Origin of the sequence: Tetragenococcus koreensis (assembly GCF_003795145.1) — a bacterium.
GTDB lineage: Bacteria > Bacillota > Bacilli > Lactobacillales > Enterococcaceae > Tetragenococcus > Tetragenococcus koreensis.
Map to the genome: position 1 here is coordinate 1,684,366 of NZ_CP027786.1, position 14,708 is coordinate 1,699,073.

The 14,708-nt window shown below is 35.2% G+C and carries 14 protein-coding genes and 2 pseudogenes; 3 read left to right on the forward strand and 13 right to left on the reverse strand.

The genetic code is table 11. The annotated features are described in order from the left end of the window. Positions 1 to 7 precede the first annotated feature (7 nt). The 4 genes from deoC to C7K43_RS08055 form a co-directional block, all read right to left on the reverse strand. Positions 8 to 661: a deoxyribose-phosphate aldolase gene (gene deoC / locus C7K43_RS08040; RefSeq protein WP_124006401.1), complete on the reverse strand. Its 654-nt coding sequence runs from the start codon at positions 659 to 661 to the stop codon at positions 8 to 10. 10 nt (positions 662 to 671) lie between these two features. Then, positions 672 to 1,973, reverse strand: coding sequence for a pyrimidine-nucleoside phosphorylase (locus C7K43_RS08045; RefSeq protein WP_124006402.1), 1,302 nt, complete (start codon positions 1,971 to 1,973; stop codon positions 672 to 674). A 176-nt stretch (positions 1,974 to 2,149) separates the two neighbouring features. Continuing rightward, a complete protein-coding gene (locus C7K43_RS08050) occupies positions 2,150 to 3,166 on the reverse strand; it encodes a LacI family DNA-binding transcriptional regulator (RefSeq protein WP_124006403.1) in 1,017 nt (338 codons plus the stop codon). Continuing rightward, positions 3,163 to 3,774, reverse strand: a complete 612-nt coding sequence (locus C7K43_RS08055; RefSeq protein WP_124006404.1) for a class I SAM-dependent methyltransferase — start codon at positions 3,772 to 3,774, stop codon at positions 3,163 to 3,165. The genes C7K43_RS08050 and C7K43_RS08055 overlap by 4 nt, the downstream gene beginning before the upstream one ends. 198 nt (positions 3,775 to 3,972) lie before the next feature. On the opposite strand from C7K43_RS08055, the gene coaA reads away from it, so the two are divergent. Both coaA and guaA read left to right on the forward strand, forming a co-directional pair. Then, complete coding sequence (gene coaA, locus C7K43_RS08060) at positions 3,973 to 4,896, forward strand: type I pantothenate kinase (protein WP_124006405.1); 924 nt, start codon at positions 3,973 to 3,975, stop codon at positions 4,894 to 4,896. A gap of 38 nt (positions 4,897 to 4,934) precedes the next feature. Continuing rightward, complete coding sequence (guaA, locus tag C7K43_RS08065; RefSeq protein ID WP_124006406.1) at positions 4,935 to 6,500, forward strand: glutamine-hydrolyzing GMP synthase; 1,566 nt, start codon at positions 4,935 to 4,937, stop codon at positions 6,498 to 6,500. A gap of 887 nt (positions 6,501 to 7,387) precedes the next feature. Here guaA and C7K43_RS08070 read toward each other — a convergent pair. The 8 genes and pseudogenes from C7K43_RS08070 to C7K43_RS08110 form a co-directional block, all read right to left on the reverse strand. Beyond that, positions 7,388 to 7,849 (reverse strand): GNAT family N-acetyltransferase, encoded by a 462-nt coding sequence (locus C7K43_RS08070; RefSeq protein ID WP_226996635.1) that lies wholly within the window; start codon positions 7,847 to 7,849, stop codon positions 7,388 to 7,390. Between the two features lie 75 nt (positions 7,850 to 7,924). Then, the gene (locus tag C7K43_RS08075; RefSeq protein WP_157977740.1) at positions 7,925 to 8,356 is read right to left on the reverse strand and encodes a MarR family winged helix-turn-helix transcriptional regulator; all 432 of its coding nucleotides are present in this window, start codon (positions 8,354 to 8,356) and stop codon (positions 7,925 to 7,927) included. A gap of 605 nt (positions 8,357 to 8,961) precedes the next feature. Continuing rightward, positions 8,962 to 9,230, reverse strand: a pseudogene (locus tag C7K43_RS08080) (HigA family addiction module antitoxin). A gap of 15 nt (positions 9,231 to 9,245) precedes the next feature. Continuing rightward, positions 9,246 to 9,839, reverse strand: coding sequence for a GrpB family protein (locus tag C7K43_RS08085; protein ID WP_124006408.1), 594 nt, complete (start codon positions 9,837 to 9,839; stop codon positions 9,246 to 9,248). A gap of 90 nt (positions 9,840 to 9,929) precedes the next feature. Further along, a complete protein-coding gene (locus tag C7K43_RS08090) occupies positions 9,930 to 10,238 on the reverse strand; it encodes an MGMT family protein (RefSeq protein ID WP_124006409.1) in 309 nt (102 codons plus the stop codon). 21 nt (positions 10,239 to 10,259) lie between these two features. After that, positions 10,260 to 10,545, reverse strand: a pseudogene (locus tag C7K43_RS08095) (HigA family addiction module antitoxin). A 154-nt stretch (positions 10,546 to 10,699) separates the two neighbouring features. Further along, positions 10,700 to 12,028, reverse strand: coding sequence for a branched-chain amino acid transport system II carrier protein (gene brnQ, locus C7K43_RS08100; protein ID WP_124006410.1), 1,329 nt, complete (start codon positions 12,026 to 12,028; stop codon positions 10,700 to 10,702). A 1,114-nt stretch (positions 12,029 to 13,142) separates the two neighbouring features. Beyond that, positions 13,143 to 13,364, reverse strand: coding sequence for a helix-turn-helix domain-containing protein (locus tag C7K43_RS08110; protein WP_124006411.1), 222 nt, complete (start codon positions 13,362 to 13,364; stop codon positions 13,143 to 13,145). A 106-nt stretch (positions 13,365 to 13,470) separates the two neighbouring features. On the opposite strand from C7K43_RS08110, the gene C7K43_RS08115 reads away from it, so the two are divergent. Beyond that, the gene (locus tag C7K43_RS08115) at positions 13,471 to 13,776 is read left to right on the forward strand and encodes a hypothetical protein (protein ID WP_124006412.1); all 306 of its coding nucleotides are present in this window, start codon (positions 13,471 to 13,473) and stop codon (positions 13,774 to 13,776) included. A gap of 137 nt (positions 13,777 to 13,913) precedes the next feature. On the opposite strand, the gene C7K43_RS08120 is transcribed toward C7K43_RS08115, so the two are convergent. Next, positions 13,914 to 14,672 carry a class I SAM-dependent methyltransferase gene (locus C7K43_RS08120; RefSeq protein WP_226996636.1) on the reverse strand — a complete coding sequence of 253 codons (759 nt, stop codon included), beginning with the start codon at positions 14,670 to 14,672 and terminating at the stop codon, positions 13,914 to 13,916. Between the last annotated feature and the right edge of the window lie 36 nt (positions 14,673 to 14,708).

The window sequence follows — 14,708 nt, forward strand, 5'->3', positions numbered from 1 at the left end:
CTAATTTCTAGCTATTATTTCCTGTAATAATGAATACACTAGCACTCGTTCCTAATCTAGTAGCACCGGCTTCAATCATTGTTAGTGCTTGGCCTTCTGTATAAATACCACCTGCAGCTTTTACACCCATTTCAGGAGCAACGATTTCTTTTAGCAATTGCACATCTTCAATCTTGGCGCCTCCTGATGAAAATCCAGTAGAAGTTTTGACAAAATCAGCGCCGGCAATTTGTGCCAATTTACAAGCTTTTATAAGTTCGTCTTCTGTCAGTAAACTTGTCTCAAGAATTACTTTTACTAGTGCTTGGTCTTTCGCTACATCAACAACTGCTTGGATGTCTGCTTGGACTTTTTCTACCATACCTGCTTTCAATGCACCGATATTAATCACCATATCAACTTCATCTGCTCCGTTTTCGATAGCATTCTTTGCTTCAAAAGCTTTAGTTTCGGAAGTATTTGCTCCTAAAGGAAAACCAATCACTGTACATACTGCAGTTGGTTCACGCTTTAATTTTTGAGCTGCCAGATAAACCCAGCTAGGATTTAGACAAACAGCATAGAAATGATACCTTTTTGCTTCTTCAATCACTTGTAATACTTCTGCGTAAGTGGCATCTGCTTTTAAAAGCGTGTGGTCGATCATACGGTTTAGCTCCATTTTTCAACCTCTACTCTGTGATAATTTCATGGACTAATGTCGGCTCATCTGCAGATTCTTCAATAATGATGTTTTGATATAATAATTTTTTGACCTCAGCAATTTGTTCTGTATTACTATAGATCGTCGCTAAGGATTCTCCTTTTTCCACCTGATCGCCAACTTTTTTATGTAGCTTCAAACCTACACCGTGATCAATCGTATCTTCTTTTGTTTGTCGGCCCGCGCCTAGCATCATTGCTGCAATCCCAATCTCATTGGCCACTAGTTTTGCTACAACACCGCTAGTTTGAGCAGGAAGTTCTAGCTCAAATTGCGCCGTCAATAAACGCCCAGGGTGCGTACAAATGGTTTCATCCCCACCTTGGTTTTTCACCATTTTCTTAAAGGTTTCAAAGGCAGCACCTGAAGCGATGGCTTCTTCTAACAAAGCTCGTGCTTCTTCTAACGTTTCAGCTTTTTTACCTAACACTACCATTTGACTTCCTAGTACATAACACATTTCTAATAAATCATCGGGACCTTGACCTTGTAAGGTCTCAATAGCTTCGATAACTTCCAGGCTATTTCCGATGGCTTCTCCTAATGGTTGACTCATGTCAGAAATGACCGCCATTGTTTTACGTTCGGCAAGTTCGCCAATGCGAACCATCGTATGAGATAAGCGTCTAGCATCTTCAAGGTTTTTCATAAAGGCGCCTTCACCAGTAGTGACGTCTAAAACAATCGCATCCGCACCAGCGGCGATTTTTTTACTCATAATGGAACTAGCAATTAACGGGATCGAATCAACCGTTGCTGTAACATCGCGTAAGGCATAAAGCTTCTTATCAGCAGGAGCTAAATCGCCACTTTGACCGATAACCGCCACTTTATTTGTATTAACTTCTGCAATAAACGCGCGATCGGACAGTTCAATTTTAAAACCAGGGATCGATTCTAATTTGTCCAAAGTTCCACCAGTGTATCCCAAACCGCGGCCGGACATTTTAGCTACTGGCACGCCAACGCTGGCAACTAAAGGAGCTAGTACTAATGTAGTGGTATCACCGACACCGCCAGTTGAATGTTTATCAACTTTGATACCATTGATAGATGACAAATCAATTTTTTCTCCCGAATTAGCCATTGCTAAGGTTAACGCCGCAATCTCTTCATCGGTCATATCTTCATAAAAAATTGTCATAAGCAAAGCGCTCATTTGATAATCAGGGATCTTATCAGCTGTATACTCTCGAATAATAAACCCAATTTCTTCTTTAGTTAACGCTTGACCCTCTCGCTTTTTCTCAATCAAATCGACCATGCGCATTAAAACGAACCTCACTTCCTGATTTTCAATTATTATACAATACTTTAAAGAAAGGTAAAATGCTTAAGTAAAACGGTTTACTAAACAAGTTCACATATGAAAGCCCTTTCTAAATACAGAATACAAGACGGCCTGATAATTGTCAATCTTAATTTCAAGCAATTTTTAAAAGCTTTCTATTGTCTTGTTAGGTCCTTCACGCTCTCACGAAATATTAATTTTGTCTCAAAAATTTTGTTCGGAATTCGCCGTTCAGGAAATTCAATCGCGTCAACAATAAATTTCGCTGCAGTAAACCCAATATCAAACACTGGTTGTTCTATCGTCGTTAATGGCGGATTCATAAACTTGGAAAAGCTCAATCCATCAAAGCCAATTACCGAAATATCATCAGGTATTTTCATTTTTCGTTCGTATATAGCGCGGTAACATCCCATAGCCATCGCATCATTACTACAAAAAATAGCGGTCAAATTCTTGCGTTTTAGCAATTGTTGAGCTGCTTGGTAACCACCTTCTACAGTTAGATCAGCAGTGGCTACGTTTTCATGCTTAAATAATACTCCGGCGTCTTTTAACGCATGATAGTAGCCGTTGTAGCGTTCCTCTAATTGATAATAGCTCGTATCTTCTTTAATTAATCCAATATTGCGATGTCCTTTTTTTAGCAGGTAGGAAACCGCTTGGTAAGCCCCTTCATATTCCTTAATAACCAAACGCCCTCGATCGCGCTGATTAATGCCTCGATCAATCAGGCCTAATGGCATAGTCTTAGAAAACTCACTGTCTATCCCGTATTCTTTTGGTAACACATTGGGTGTAGCTAAAAGAACCCCTTCAACTGAACGATCGGCTAGTTGTTGTAGCAGCTGAATTTCCTTTTCTACCTTATGATGCGAATTACAAAGAACTAGCATATAACCTAAAGGATTGGTATAACGTTCAGCACCTTCAACAATTTTAGAAAAGAAAGAATCCGTCACATCCGGCACAATCATGCCGATTGTTTTTGAATGACGTGTCACTAAATTAGATGCAAAAAAATCCGGCTTATACTGATATTTTTCCACGACATCGTGCACTCGCTGACGTGTCTCTGTACTAAAACGACCGCCTTTATGGTTTAATATCTGAGAGACAGTCGTGACTGAAACACCTGCAATCTCAGCAATTTGTCGGATGGTTAACTTCATTTTCTTCCCCTCTTTTCACTTTGAATAATATAGTACCCCTTATCTTTTTTGATTACTGCAGCGTTGCCGAAAACTTCCTCCATTTTCTTTTGAGCACTGGGAGCGCCTTGTTTTTTCTGCACAACGATAGTTAGCGTTCCTACTTCTTGCAAATAATAATAACCCTCTTCAATAATCTGATGGACAACTTTTTTTCCTGCCCGAATTGGAGGATTACTTAAAATTGCCGCATATTCTTTCTCATGGACGTCTGTATAAATATCGGAAAGATGGATATCAACATTTTCAATCTGATTTTTGACAGCATTTCGTTCAGCCAGATCAACGGCCCGCTCATTAACATCAGTCATTTCAACTTGTCTATTACTAGCATAGGCAACTGCTAAGCCAATCGGACCATACCCACAGCCAATTTCTAAAATCTTTCCTTGGGGTAATTTCTCCCAAGAAAAAGCTTGTAGCAATACCCTTGAGCCATAATCGACGGTATTTTTGGAAAACACCCCACTATCAGTAGTAAATTGAAAACTTTTACCCAATAATTCAAACGACCATTTTTTTATTTCATGTGCACTTTCTGGGTTGGTTTGGTAGTAGTGATTTGTCATGATTTCCCTCTTTTTCATATTGTTACTTTTATCATACCGATTTTTTTAACAAAGTAAATGAAAGTTCTGTCATTTTTTTCTGCTTCAACTAGGAGCTCTTCTGTTTTTATGTTAAAATATCTTTGACTATTTTTAGAAATTATAGCGGTCCAAAGATAATAAAAATTGTCTTTTCACCACTTCGTATGAGGAGGACCCATGGAAGAATACATGAATTTCTATCAAATTCCCCGTACTGAATGGCAAGGATTTTATGCTCCTAAGCATACGCCATTAACCCAAGAGGAATTAGATAATATTAAAAGTTTGAACGACCGGATTTCAATGCAAGATGTAGAAGATATTTTCATTCCGATGTGTCATATGATTCATTTATATATGAAAGCTTACGAATCATTATCCTTGAGTCAAGGCCTTTTTTTACATCGTTATATAAAAGTTCCCCCTTTTATCATCGGGATTGCAGGAAGTGTAGCGGTCGGAAAAAGCACGACAGCCCGTCTTTTACAAACGCTCCTATCGCGCTTATTTCCCAAGCAAGATGTACAACTGATTACTACAGATGGCTTTTTATATCCCAATCGGGTCCTAGAAGAACGGGGGATTATGGATCGCAAAGGTTTTCCCGAAAGTTACGACATGGAACGCTTGATCAACTTTTTAAACAGTGTCAAATCACATGAAAAAGACCTCAAAATTCCACTTTATTCCCATAAAAGCTATGATATCGTCGAAGGAGAATACGAAACGATTTCACAGCCGGATATTTTGATCGTCGAAGGAATCAACGTTTTCCAGCTACCTGCAAACCAGCAAATCTATGTGAGTGACTTCTTTGATTTTTCTATTTATGTCGATGCTGATCCTGCTTTAATTGAACGTTGGTATTTAGAACGGTTTGAATCTTTGTTGGATACCGCCTTTCAAGATCCATCTAACTATTACTATGAATACGCGGTAGGAAGGCGCAAAGATGCTATTAACATGGCAAAGTCTGTATGGAAAAATGTCAATTTAAAAAATTTACAGGAATATATCTTGCCCACACGCTCGCGAGCAGATATAATTCTTCATAAAACAGATTACCATAAGATCGATCAGATATTTTTACGTAAATTTTGAGCGATTTTTAAAACTAATTAGAATAGAGGGAATTTATTGTGACAAATGTTGAACATTTGACAGATGTAGAAAAAATTATTGTATTAGACTACGGTAGCCAATACAACCAACTAATTACTCGACGCATACGCGATTGCGGGGTTTTTTCTGAGCTATTAAGTCATAAAACGACAGCGGCAGAAATTAAAGAAATGAATGTAAAAGGAATTATCTTATCCGGCGGTCCAAATAGCGTCTATGACGCTGATTCATTTGGTATTGATGAAGAAATTTTTGAGTTAGGTATTCCAATCTTGGGAATTTGTTACGGCATGCAGCTAGCTACTCATCGCTTAGGCGGACAAGTCGAAAGAGCTCAAAACCGGGAATATGGTAAAGCTGGAATCGAAATCACTGCAGCATCCGCTAAATTGTTTGATGATACCCCAGAAAAACAAACCGTTTGGATGAGTCATGGAGATCTAGTAAAAGACGTCCCTGATGGATTTGAAGTCGTAGCGACCAGCAAAGACTGCCCGATTGCTTCTATTCAAGATGCTGAAAGAAAAATTTATGGTGTTCAATTCCACCCAGAAGTACGTCATACTGAATACGGCAATGACTTACTGAAAGAATTTGCCCTAGAAATTTGCCAATGTAAAGGCGATTGGAGTATGGAAAACTTTATTGACATGCAAACCGCCAGCATTCGTGAACAAGTTGGCGATAAAAAAGTGCTTTTAGCTTTATCTGGCGGGGTGGACTCCAGCGTTGTCGGCGTTCTATTACACAAAGCCATTGGCGAGCAGTTGACCTGTATTTTTGTCGATCACGGCTTGTTGCGTAAAAATGAAGCCGAACAAGTCATGGAAAGTTTGGGCGGCAAATTTGGTTTAAACATTATCAAAGTAGATGCTCAAAAACGCTTCTTAGATAAGCTTGCAGGTGTTTCTGACCCTGAACAAAAACGTAAAATTATCGGTAATGAATTTATCTATTTATTTAATGACGAAGCTATTAAATTGGCCGGCGAAGAAGGAATCAGTTTCTTAGCCCAAGGAACACTTTATACCGACGTCATCGAATCGGGCACGGAAACAGCTCAAACCATTAAATCTCATCATAACGTGGGTGGCTTACCAGAAGAAATGAGCTTCCAATTAATTGAACCATTAAACACATTGTTTAAAGACGAAGTACGGGCATTAGGAACTGAGCTTGGCATGCCTGACGCAATTGTTTGGCGCCAACCCTTCCCAGGACCAGGTTTGGGTATCCGCGTACTAGGTGAACTCACCGAAGAAAAACTGGAAATTGTACGTGAATCGGATGCAATTTTGCGCGAAGAAATCGCGAATGCTGGTTTAGATCGTGATATCTGGCAATACTTCACCGTGCTACCTGGCATCCGTTCTGTCGGCGTTATGGGTGATGAGCGGACTTATGATTATACTATTGGTATCCGTGCTATTACTTCCATTGATGGCATGACCGCGGACTTTGCCCGCATTCCATGGGATGTATTACAACAAATCTCGGTACGTATCGTCAATGAAGTCGAACATGTGAATCGGATCGTGTATGATGTGACGAGCAAGCCCCCTGCTACGGTGGAGTGGGAATAGTAGAAGTGACCTCCAAAATCCTTATATATAAGGATTTTGGAGGATTATTTTTTTAAAAAGTAACATTAAAAGTAACAACACAATTTTTTCGTGCTTTTTCTAAACCACTCAAATGACGTTAACCCTCCCTGTTTTTTGTTATTTTATTCGTCTTGTTCATCTTCTTTTTTCTTTCCCGCTATATTTAAAATTCTGGTTTTCCTGAAAACCTGTCTGTTTCTCTTTTGCTGTTTCAATTTCAAAAGAACCGCTTAAACGATCTGCAATTTCTTAGTTCACATTTTTATACAACTGTCCATTAGACAAAAAAAGAAGATTAGAAAGTATATGCATGTTCTAATCTTCTTTTTTATTTTATATTTACTTTTTTGAACGGTATATTTCAATACAAGCTAATCCAATACCAGAAATCAAAATCAAACTCGCTCCCAGCATTCCAATCCAATTCATAAGCTCTACCCCTTTATTTTAACCCCATTTCCATATGAAGTATCCTTTCAAAAATAAACAGTTCTCCAATAATTTTAAAGCCAAATTTTTTCATAAAACGGAACAACTTGTTTTGTGTTTAAATCTCAATAGGCTTTTACGAAAAATGTTCTCTACAAACTTTTAAAACTTTACCCGCCAACTCATTTCCTCGTCCTTTCCCCTTTATCCCTTACTAAAAACAAACCTACAAAAATTCACATGCTCAGTTGTTGGAAAAAATCGAGTATAAACTATAACTCTCTTGTTCCTGAAAAAAGAAGAAGTTTTAAAAGGCAGCCTCCTCTTGTGAAGATCTTTATTTTTTTCATTATGTAGAATATATTTCAATTTTTAACTGTTGTTTGCTCATTGATTTTTGGTATTTCTTAACACTACACATACACCTTTATTAAAGTTTATTCAGTTACAATATATTCTGCTTGGTAATCACATCGTTCGTAGTCATCGATATCTACCGGAACTTCTTTAAAACCAAATCTGTCGTAAATATGAAGAGCAGGTTTTAAAATTTGATTTGAATAAAGTACAATTTTTTCTGCTCCATTTTTAATTGCGTAATCCATCCCGGCTTTAAATACAAGCTTACCTGCACCTTTTCCTTTAAAATGCTCATTAGATGCAAATTTGGCAATTTCCCATACATTATTGTGTAAACGCGAAGAAAGGCATGTTGATATTACTTGTCCATTTTCAACAGCAAAGAAGATCATATCGCCTTGCTCGATATATTTCTCAGCATTCGTTAGTTGCTCTATATCATGTGGTTCAATTTTAAAATATTTTTCAATCCAATTTTTATTTAGTTTTACAAAGTCATCTTTAAATTTTTCTTCATAACAAATAATTTCCATTCCCATTAAACCACCTTCTAATTTTTTTATTATTAGTTTTTAAGCTTTCTTATTTTAATGAATCCACGAAGCAAATACATATTAAACTTTAAAGTTCTTCATTATAGTTTTCATGGCGTTAGAAATTTGGCAGCATTGTTCCATACTAAGAGGTTCTATTAATACTTCAATTTGATGATTGGTAAGGTTGATTAGCTGATCTGCTACTTCTTGTCCTTGTGAAGTAAGCCTTAAAATTTGAAATCGTTTATCAGTTAGAAAAGATTCTTTTGAAATTAATTGATTTTTTTCAAATTTTTTAAGTATCCTACTCATATAGCTCTTATCTATCTTTAACATATCAATTAATTGATTAGCTGTAATTTCTGATTTCAAGTTCAATTCATATAACACACGGAATTCAGTAATTGAAAACTCTGTATCTAAATAACGTAGATTCAGGCCATCCATTAAAACTGTAAAAAAACGATTGAACTCTCTTATATCTTCAATAGTATTTATTTTATTTATCATATCGTCACCTTTACTACTTATTTGTATTAATTTGCATTCAAACGCTTTTTTTGTTCTTTTACACCTACTAATACTGATCATACATATTGTTTCAGTGACTAATAAGTAATCAAAAGGAAGTCTCGGAAAACTGTTCAACCCGATAACAGCCATTAATTACGTTGTAATGTTAATGAATCGAACAGAAAAGTTGTTAAAATTACAAACGATAAGAAAATTTAGTTGTGTTTGTCAACTATTATAGTGGAAATTAGTAGCTTTTGTCAACTAACACCCAAAAAATATATTTGGTTTATAGAGAGAAATATATAGTACTATTAATTCATATACATACAATTTATTAAATTGAATATTATGGTGTTAGCTTAATTTAACGTATTGTAAAAATCCTAACTAAACAAAAAAGATAAAGTCTATAATTGTGCCCTCATCCTTTTTATCTTATTTTCATTTCATCTTCATACAATTTAACATTCGATTTGGAATTATTGGTTAGACAATTAGTAGATAACTAAAAAGCAGGTTGTCTGATAGCTCACACGCTCTTAGATCTTGTAAATAAAAAAGGTAATGATTTCGAAATTTGGATGAGCTTAATTATTATTTTATTTGTTCACATTTGTCTCCATCATTTTTTCAGCATTACGAATACCAATATCATTTTGCAAATACAAAAAATAATGATCGGATACACCAAAAGAACTTCCCAACCTGACAGATATATCCACAGTTATTTGCCAACGATCGTGTAAAATATCTTGAATTTTTGGTATAAGGACATATGCTTAGCTAATGCATGAGCTAAAGAATTTAATGACTCCATAAATTCTTTCTTTAAAATTTCACTGATTTTAGGTGTTGCAATTTCGTTCATTGTTATCCCTCCTGCTTACATAACGTTGGAATTTGCTCGTTCCATGATTTCTTCTACAATTTCCGTTTTTGCGTCAGCATAATCTTGAATGTTTTCCCAAGTATTTTGAGCAAGTGTATGTTTTACCTTAGCATATTTTTCACGGTCGTCACGATTGGTACGTAACCAATCACGAAATCGAAGCATTTTATCGATTTCTGATGCGCCCTTACTAAATACATGTAGGTTAACATCTGTATCTGGTCCTTTAAATAAACGGTGCTCATGCCATTCTGGTTCTTGTATTCTTAATACATATCCCACTGATTCTAAAGCAGGGACGTATGAAAGTTCATCTGAAGAATCCGTCACTACAAGTAAAATGTCGATAATTGGCTTAGCGCATAAATCAGGTATCGACGTAGACCCTACGTGTTCTAACTGTAAAACTTTATTACCAAGAATTGTTTTAATCCTTTTAGCTTCACGCTCAAATAAATTCACCCAATTGGGATCATAATTAACTAATTCAATAGGTACATTATGAGGGGTTCGTTTTCCAACGGTAACTTTTTGAAGATACTCACCATCAGTAGATGAGGAATAATTATTACTTTTATTATTGCTCATTAGTTTACTCCTTTCAGTTAGGTTTAATCCTTCCAACCTTTTATATCAAAAGCGTCATTTTATTATACATAAGGAACACATAAATAGCTGTTATTCCTCCCACTGATATCTTCTCAAATCAACATGGTTTTCATCTTTCAAAGAAATACCTTCATTATGGAGTAAATCAGCTTGTTCGGACCAACCCGGAGCTAATCTGCCTGCATGATTGACCACGCGGTGACAAGGATATTTTCCATAAAATTCGGCCATGCTAAGAACTTTACCAACAAGCCTTGCATTTTTTTCTCTGCCAATTAATCTGGCAATTTGTCCGTATGTAGCAACACAGCCTTCTGGTATTTCCCCCACAACAGAGAGGACCTCATAGATCAAATCTTCATCTAAAACACGTTTCATAGGATAACCACACTCGCTTTTCTATTGATACTGTTTTATTTGGTCATATTCGTCCCCATTATTTTTCAGCATTACGAATGTCAATGTTGTTTTGTGAATTTAAAAATAACGATCAGATACACCGAAAAAAACTTTCCCATCTGACAAAGGGATCCACAGTTATTTGTCGACGATCGTGCAAAATGTCTTGAATTCTTAATGTAAGAACATTAATGTTTTTAGCCAATGAATGAGCCGAAAAGTTTAAAGGAGTCATAAATTCTTCTTTTAAAATTTCACTGATTTTAGGCGTTGGAATTTCATTCATAAATCCTCTCTATCCCCGATGATAATCTACAATCTTAACATAGTTACAGTCATTCTAATTTTCTATTGGAATACATATCCGATATTAAGCATTGTTATTTACAATATTATCCGTCATTGACAGTTTTGCAAAGCTAACTTTCGAAAATTTCTGACTATTCATTGTTTAATTTTACAAATATAAATGAAAGTCCTTTAGCAACAACCCCTACTATAATTGCAGGAAGAATCCAAGAAAAACCTAGATCTGAAAAAGGAAGATTTACAAAGGGCGTGATATAATCCCAATTGGAATTAAACTCTGTTAATCCGTCATTTAAGCTAATAAGTAATGTTACTCCAACAACGCTGCGATAGACGGACGTATTACAATTTATATACTTATCAATAAAACTCAATAAGATTAAGGCGATAATTATAGGGTAAACTACATTTAAAACAGGAATTGAAAACTGGATTAATCTTTCTAAGCCAACATTTGCAACAGTAGCGCTAAATAAAACAAAAAATAGCAAAAAGCTCTTATAGGAGATGCGAGGAAATGTTTTATTAAAATACCACGCACATGAAGAAAGCAACCCTGAACCTGTCGGAAGACAAGCAAATACCACCACTAAACCGAAAAGAAAATTCCCACTTACACCGAAATAACTATTAGCGACTCCTGACAAGGCTTCTGCTCCAGAAGCAAAATTCAGCGTAGAGCTGCTTGCCCCAATATAAGAAATTCCTAAATAAATGAAAGCTAGAAAAGTGGCTGAAATAATTCCAGCTTTTAAAATGGCATTTTTCCTAGCTGTTTGATTAAATTCCCCTAATTCTTTGATCGCATTAATAATAATTGTCGCAAAAACAATCGATACAATTGTGTCCATTGTTAAATAGCCTTCTTTTACTCCGCTAAGAAATGGCGCACTTGCGTATTGGCCTTGCGGCAGTTGAAAACCGTTAATAGGTTTAAGGATGCTAGTGACAATAAAAAGGCCTAATATCACTAACAAAAGGGGCGTTACTATTTTTCCAAAACGATCAACAAATTTATTAGGATATAAAGCTAAATAGTACACTAAACCAAAAAAAATAACGCTATAAATCAACAACCCTATTCCCAAATTTGTTTGTTTCAAAAAGGGCGCTGCTCCAATTTCAAATGAGACAAGTCCTGTTCTAGGAGCAGCCATTAATGGACCTATTGATAAATAAGTGACGATTGTTAATACTTTAGCGAAATAAGGATGGACTTTTTGTGCTAAATTTTCAGTATTCCCATCCTCACTCACATTAGCAATCGACACTAATCCTAAAACTGGCAATGCTACGCCGGTGATTAAAAAACCAGCCATAGAACTCCATAAATTTTCTCCTGCTTCTGCGCCTAATCCGGCAGGAAAGATTAGATTTCCAGCACCAAAAAAGAGAGAAAAAATCATCAATCCAATTAAAAAAATTTGTCTGAAAGTAAGTTTATTATGTTTATTTATCATTGCTTCTCCTTTTCCTATTTCTTTCTAAATATATTAGCACAAAAAGGCATGTACAATAAATAAAAAACGTTGAATATATTACAATATCTATTTTTTAATTCTCTAAAAATTAATTCAGTGTTGTTAATTCGTTTACCAATTTTTTTACTGTTAATGAACCTAAAGAGATACTTTATCATGGCACTCCTTGCTTTGTCTTTACAAGAGGAATACTCTCAATCTATAAGCTAAAAGTTGTGTTTAAAAACAACCGTAATTTGTAAGCTAACTTTTAGCCCGCGATAAAAAAATGTTAGCTAGCTACTTACAGTATTTCCAGTTTAAAAACAGCCAATAAAATAATTATCAAACTACTTTGAATTCCAGAAACAATATAATAGTCGACTGTCCTGCTTTGACAGTTGTTTAGACATTAAGCCTTATTTTTAAGATAATCTACGCTATTCGGATTATTAAGTTTCAACAGTTCTTCTAAGTATTTCACTTGAGCGTTTTCTTTATATATAATATCAAAAAATATTGTAAAAAATATCACAATATAATGAATTATATTATAATACTTTTAGCAACTGTCTTCCAAGATGTGAGTTCAATTGTTCGATAAACAAATTTCGTGGGTTATCGCACCTATTTTTGTAGGGCTAGTAACGGTACTAATTAATCACTGGTTAGATGATTAAGCGAAAGCCTTTGCAGTTGTCCTCTAACTCCAACGCTGGAGGCGCAACAGTGCAAAGAAAAACCACCCTACTCCAATAGGGTGGTTTTTTGGTGAAATAATTGATTGATTGATTTCGTTTCGCATATTTATTATAGCATAAAGTTCGAAGAAATTGAACTCGTTTATATCCATAGTATGTGCATGTTTACAGATCCTTAAAAATTTAAACTAAAGGCTTATTCATGTTACCAACTTAGCAAGCAAAACAACCTAAAAATTTGTGGTTTTTTTAGGAATCAATAAGCTTTTTCAAACCACATAGCAAAAATGAATTAGTTTCAAATTCGAAAACAATTTAACTTAATAGCTTAACGATTAAGTTATTAGCCGTGCAATAAACTCTTCTAAACTTTTTGTTCATCCAGTAAATCAGAACTCAATACTCTTACTTTACTAGTTACTATTAATCCTATTTTTATTCTTCGTCCTATCAAGCAAATAATCCACACTAACATCAAAGTAATCAGCTATTTTAACTAACGTGCTCACTGGCCATTCTATTTTTCCAGTCTCATATTGAGAATAAGTATTTTGAGAAACATTTAATAACCCAGCCATTTGCTTCTGTGTTATATCATTATCTTCTCTTATTGATCGAATATTTTTGTAATTCATCTTCATCACCTATACACATTATAAATATCTGTAATAAAGATATTGCTTTTTATCTTTATTACAGATAAAATTAAACTATCTAATATTATAAAAAGGAGTGAAAAACTTGGAAACAGGAAAAAAGAAAAAATTGTTAACAAAGAATAACCAACCTATTAAAGCTATTACTCAGCAAGATATCTACGCAACAAAAGAGACATTGGAAAAGCTTCAATCTTGGGCAAGCGCCTTAGAAATGCTTGATAAGTTCTTCAAACATGAGACGGAGCCATTAAATAAAAAGAAAGTTGTTAAAGAATATTATGCTAATTCTCAAATCTTTGACGTCTTCTTTGCAGATTTTCTTACCCACACTAATATTTTAGAAAAACAGCTTGAAGAATTACGAACAAGAGAAAAAATACATAGCTAGTGTTTAAATTCCTCAGGCACTAATAAAAACACATATCTAATAAAAGAAGACAGCAGCGACGTTAGGAAAACGCAGGGACTGTTGTCTTCTTTTACAGTCCTATACAGTTAAGTATCCTTTCATATCAATTACATTGGTTATTCTTTGCCGAAAACCATCATATAACGGTGTTCAACTGAACTCACAAACCCTTTTTCTTCAATTTCATGATGCAATCCCATTATGGCATCAAGGCAATCATCAACAGAAAAATCAGGAAATTCCCACTCGATAATTGACGCATAATACACAATTGCACCTGCATCAAAAAACTTAATTTGTGCATAGACTTCATCACTATTAAATACTTTGAACCCGTTTTGTTTCGCTTGTTCTAACTGATAAGTTAATTGATTGCGAAAATCAACTTCCAGTTCTTTTTTTAATAGTCGTTTTGAGAGAGCCCGACTATTTTCACAACCTACTTGTTGCGTTATGAAAATACCGCCACGTTTTAGTGTGCGTTTTACCTCATCCAACCTAAAAGCTTCATGCCGATTAATAATAATATCAAAGTGATTGTCTGGATAAGGAAGAAAATCGTCTTCTTCTACAAATTTAACAGTAATCCCTAGTGGTTCCAAATTCTTCTTACATAATTGATAATTCGGCGGATAGCCTTCCGTTACTGAAGTTTTATGATAAGGATGTCCAAGGGTCAAAAGAACCTCTCCTCCACCGGTTCCCATATCTAATAAGCGATCCGCTTCTTTTAAATACTGTCTTACAATTTTTAGATAATCCCAAGGTAAAGATTCCATTTCCCATCTGCCGCTATCATCTAAATAAGAAAAATCCCAACCTTCAAAAGAACGCTCAACTTCTTGTTTCCATGTATCCACTAATTTTTTCATCATTTTTATCCTCTCGTATTCTTTAGTTAATGATTACGA

Excerpts from the sequence above, each read along its gene's own strand:
- deoC (WP_124006401.1), bottom strand. The coding sequence starts at position 661 with ATGGAGCTAAACCGTATGATCGACCACACGCTTTTAAAAGCAGATGCC.
- C7K43_RS08045 (WP_124006402.1), bottom strand. The coding sequence starts at position 1,973 with ATGCGCATGGTCGATTTGATTGAGAAAAAGCGAGAGGGTCAAGCGTTA.
- C7K43_RS08050 (WP_124006403.1), bottom strand. The coding sequence starts at position 3,166 with ATGAAGTTAACCATCCGACAAATTGCTGAGATTGCAGGTGTTTCAGTC.
- C7K43_RS08055 (WP_124006404.1), bottom strand. The coding sequence starts at position 3,774 with ATGACAAATCACTACTACCAAACCAACCCAGAAAGTGCACATGAAATA.
- coaA (WP_124006405.1), top strand. The coding sequence starts at position 3,973 with ATGGAAGAATACATGAATTTCTATCAAATTCCCCGTACTGAATGGCAA.
- C7K43_RS08070 (WP_226996635.1), bottom strand. The coding sequence starts at position 7,849 with ATGGGAATGGAAATTATTTGTTATGAAGAAAAATTTAAAGATGACTTT.
- C7K43_RS08075 (WP_157977740.1), bottom strand. The coding sequence starts at position 8,356 with ATGATAAATAAAATAAATACTATTGAAGATATAAGAGAGTTCAATCGT.
- C7K43_RS08085 (WP_124006408.1), bottom strand. The coding sequence starts at position 9,839 with ATGAGCAATAATAAAAGTAATAATTATTCCTCATCTACTGATGGTGAG.
- C7K43_RS08090 (WP_124006409.1), bottom strand. The coding sequence starts at position 10,238 with ATGAAACGTGTTTTAGATGAAGATTTGATCTATGAGGTCCTCTCTGTT.
- brnQ (WP_124006410.1), bottom strand. The coding sequence starts at position 12,028 with ATGATAAATAAACATAATAAACTTACTTTCAGACAAATTTTTTTAATT.
- C7K43_RS08110 (WP_124006411.1), bottom strand. The coding sequence starts at position 13,364 with ATGAATTACAAAAATATTCGATCAATAAGAGAAGATAATGATATAACA.
- C7K43_RS08120 (WP_226996636.1), bottom strand. The coding sequence starts at position 14,672 with ATGATGAAAAAATTAGTGGATACATGGAAACAAGAAGTTGAGCGTTCT.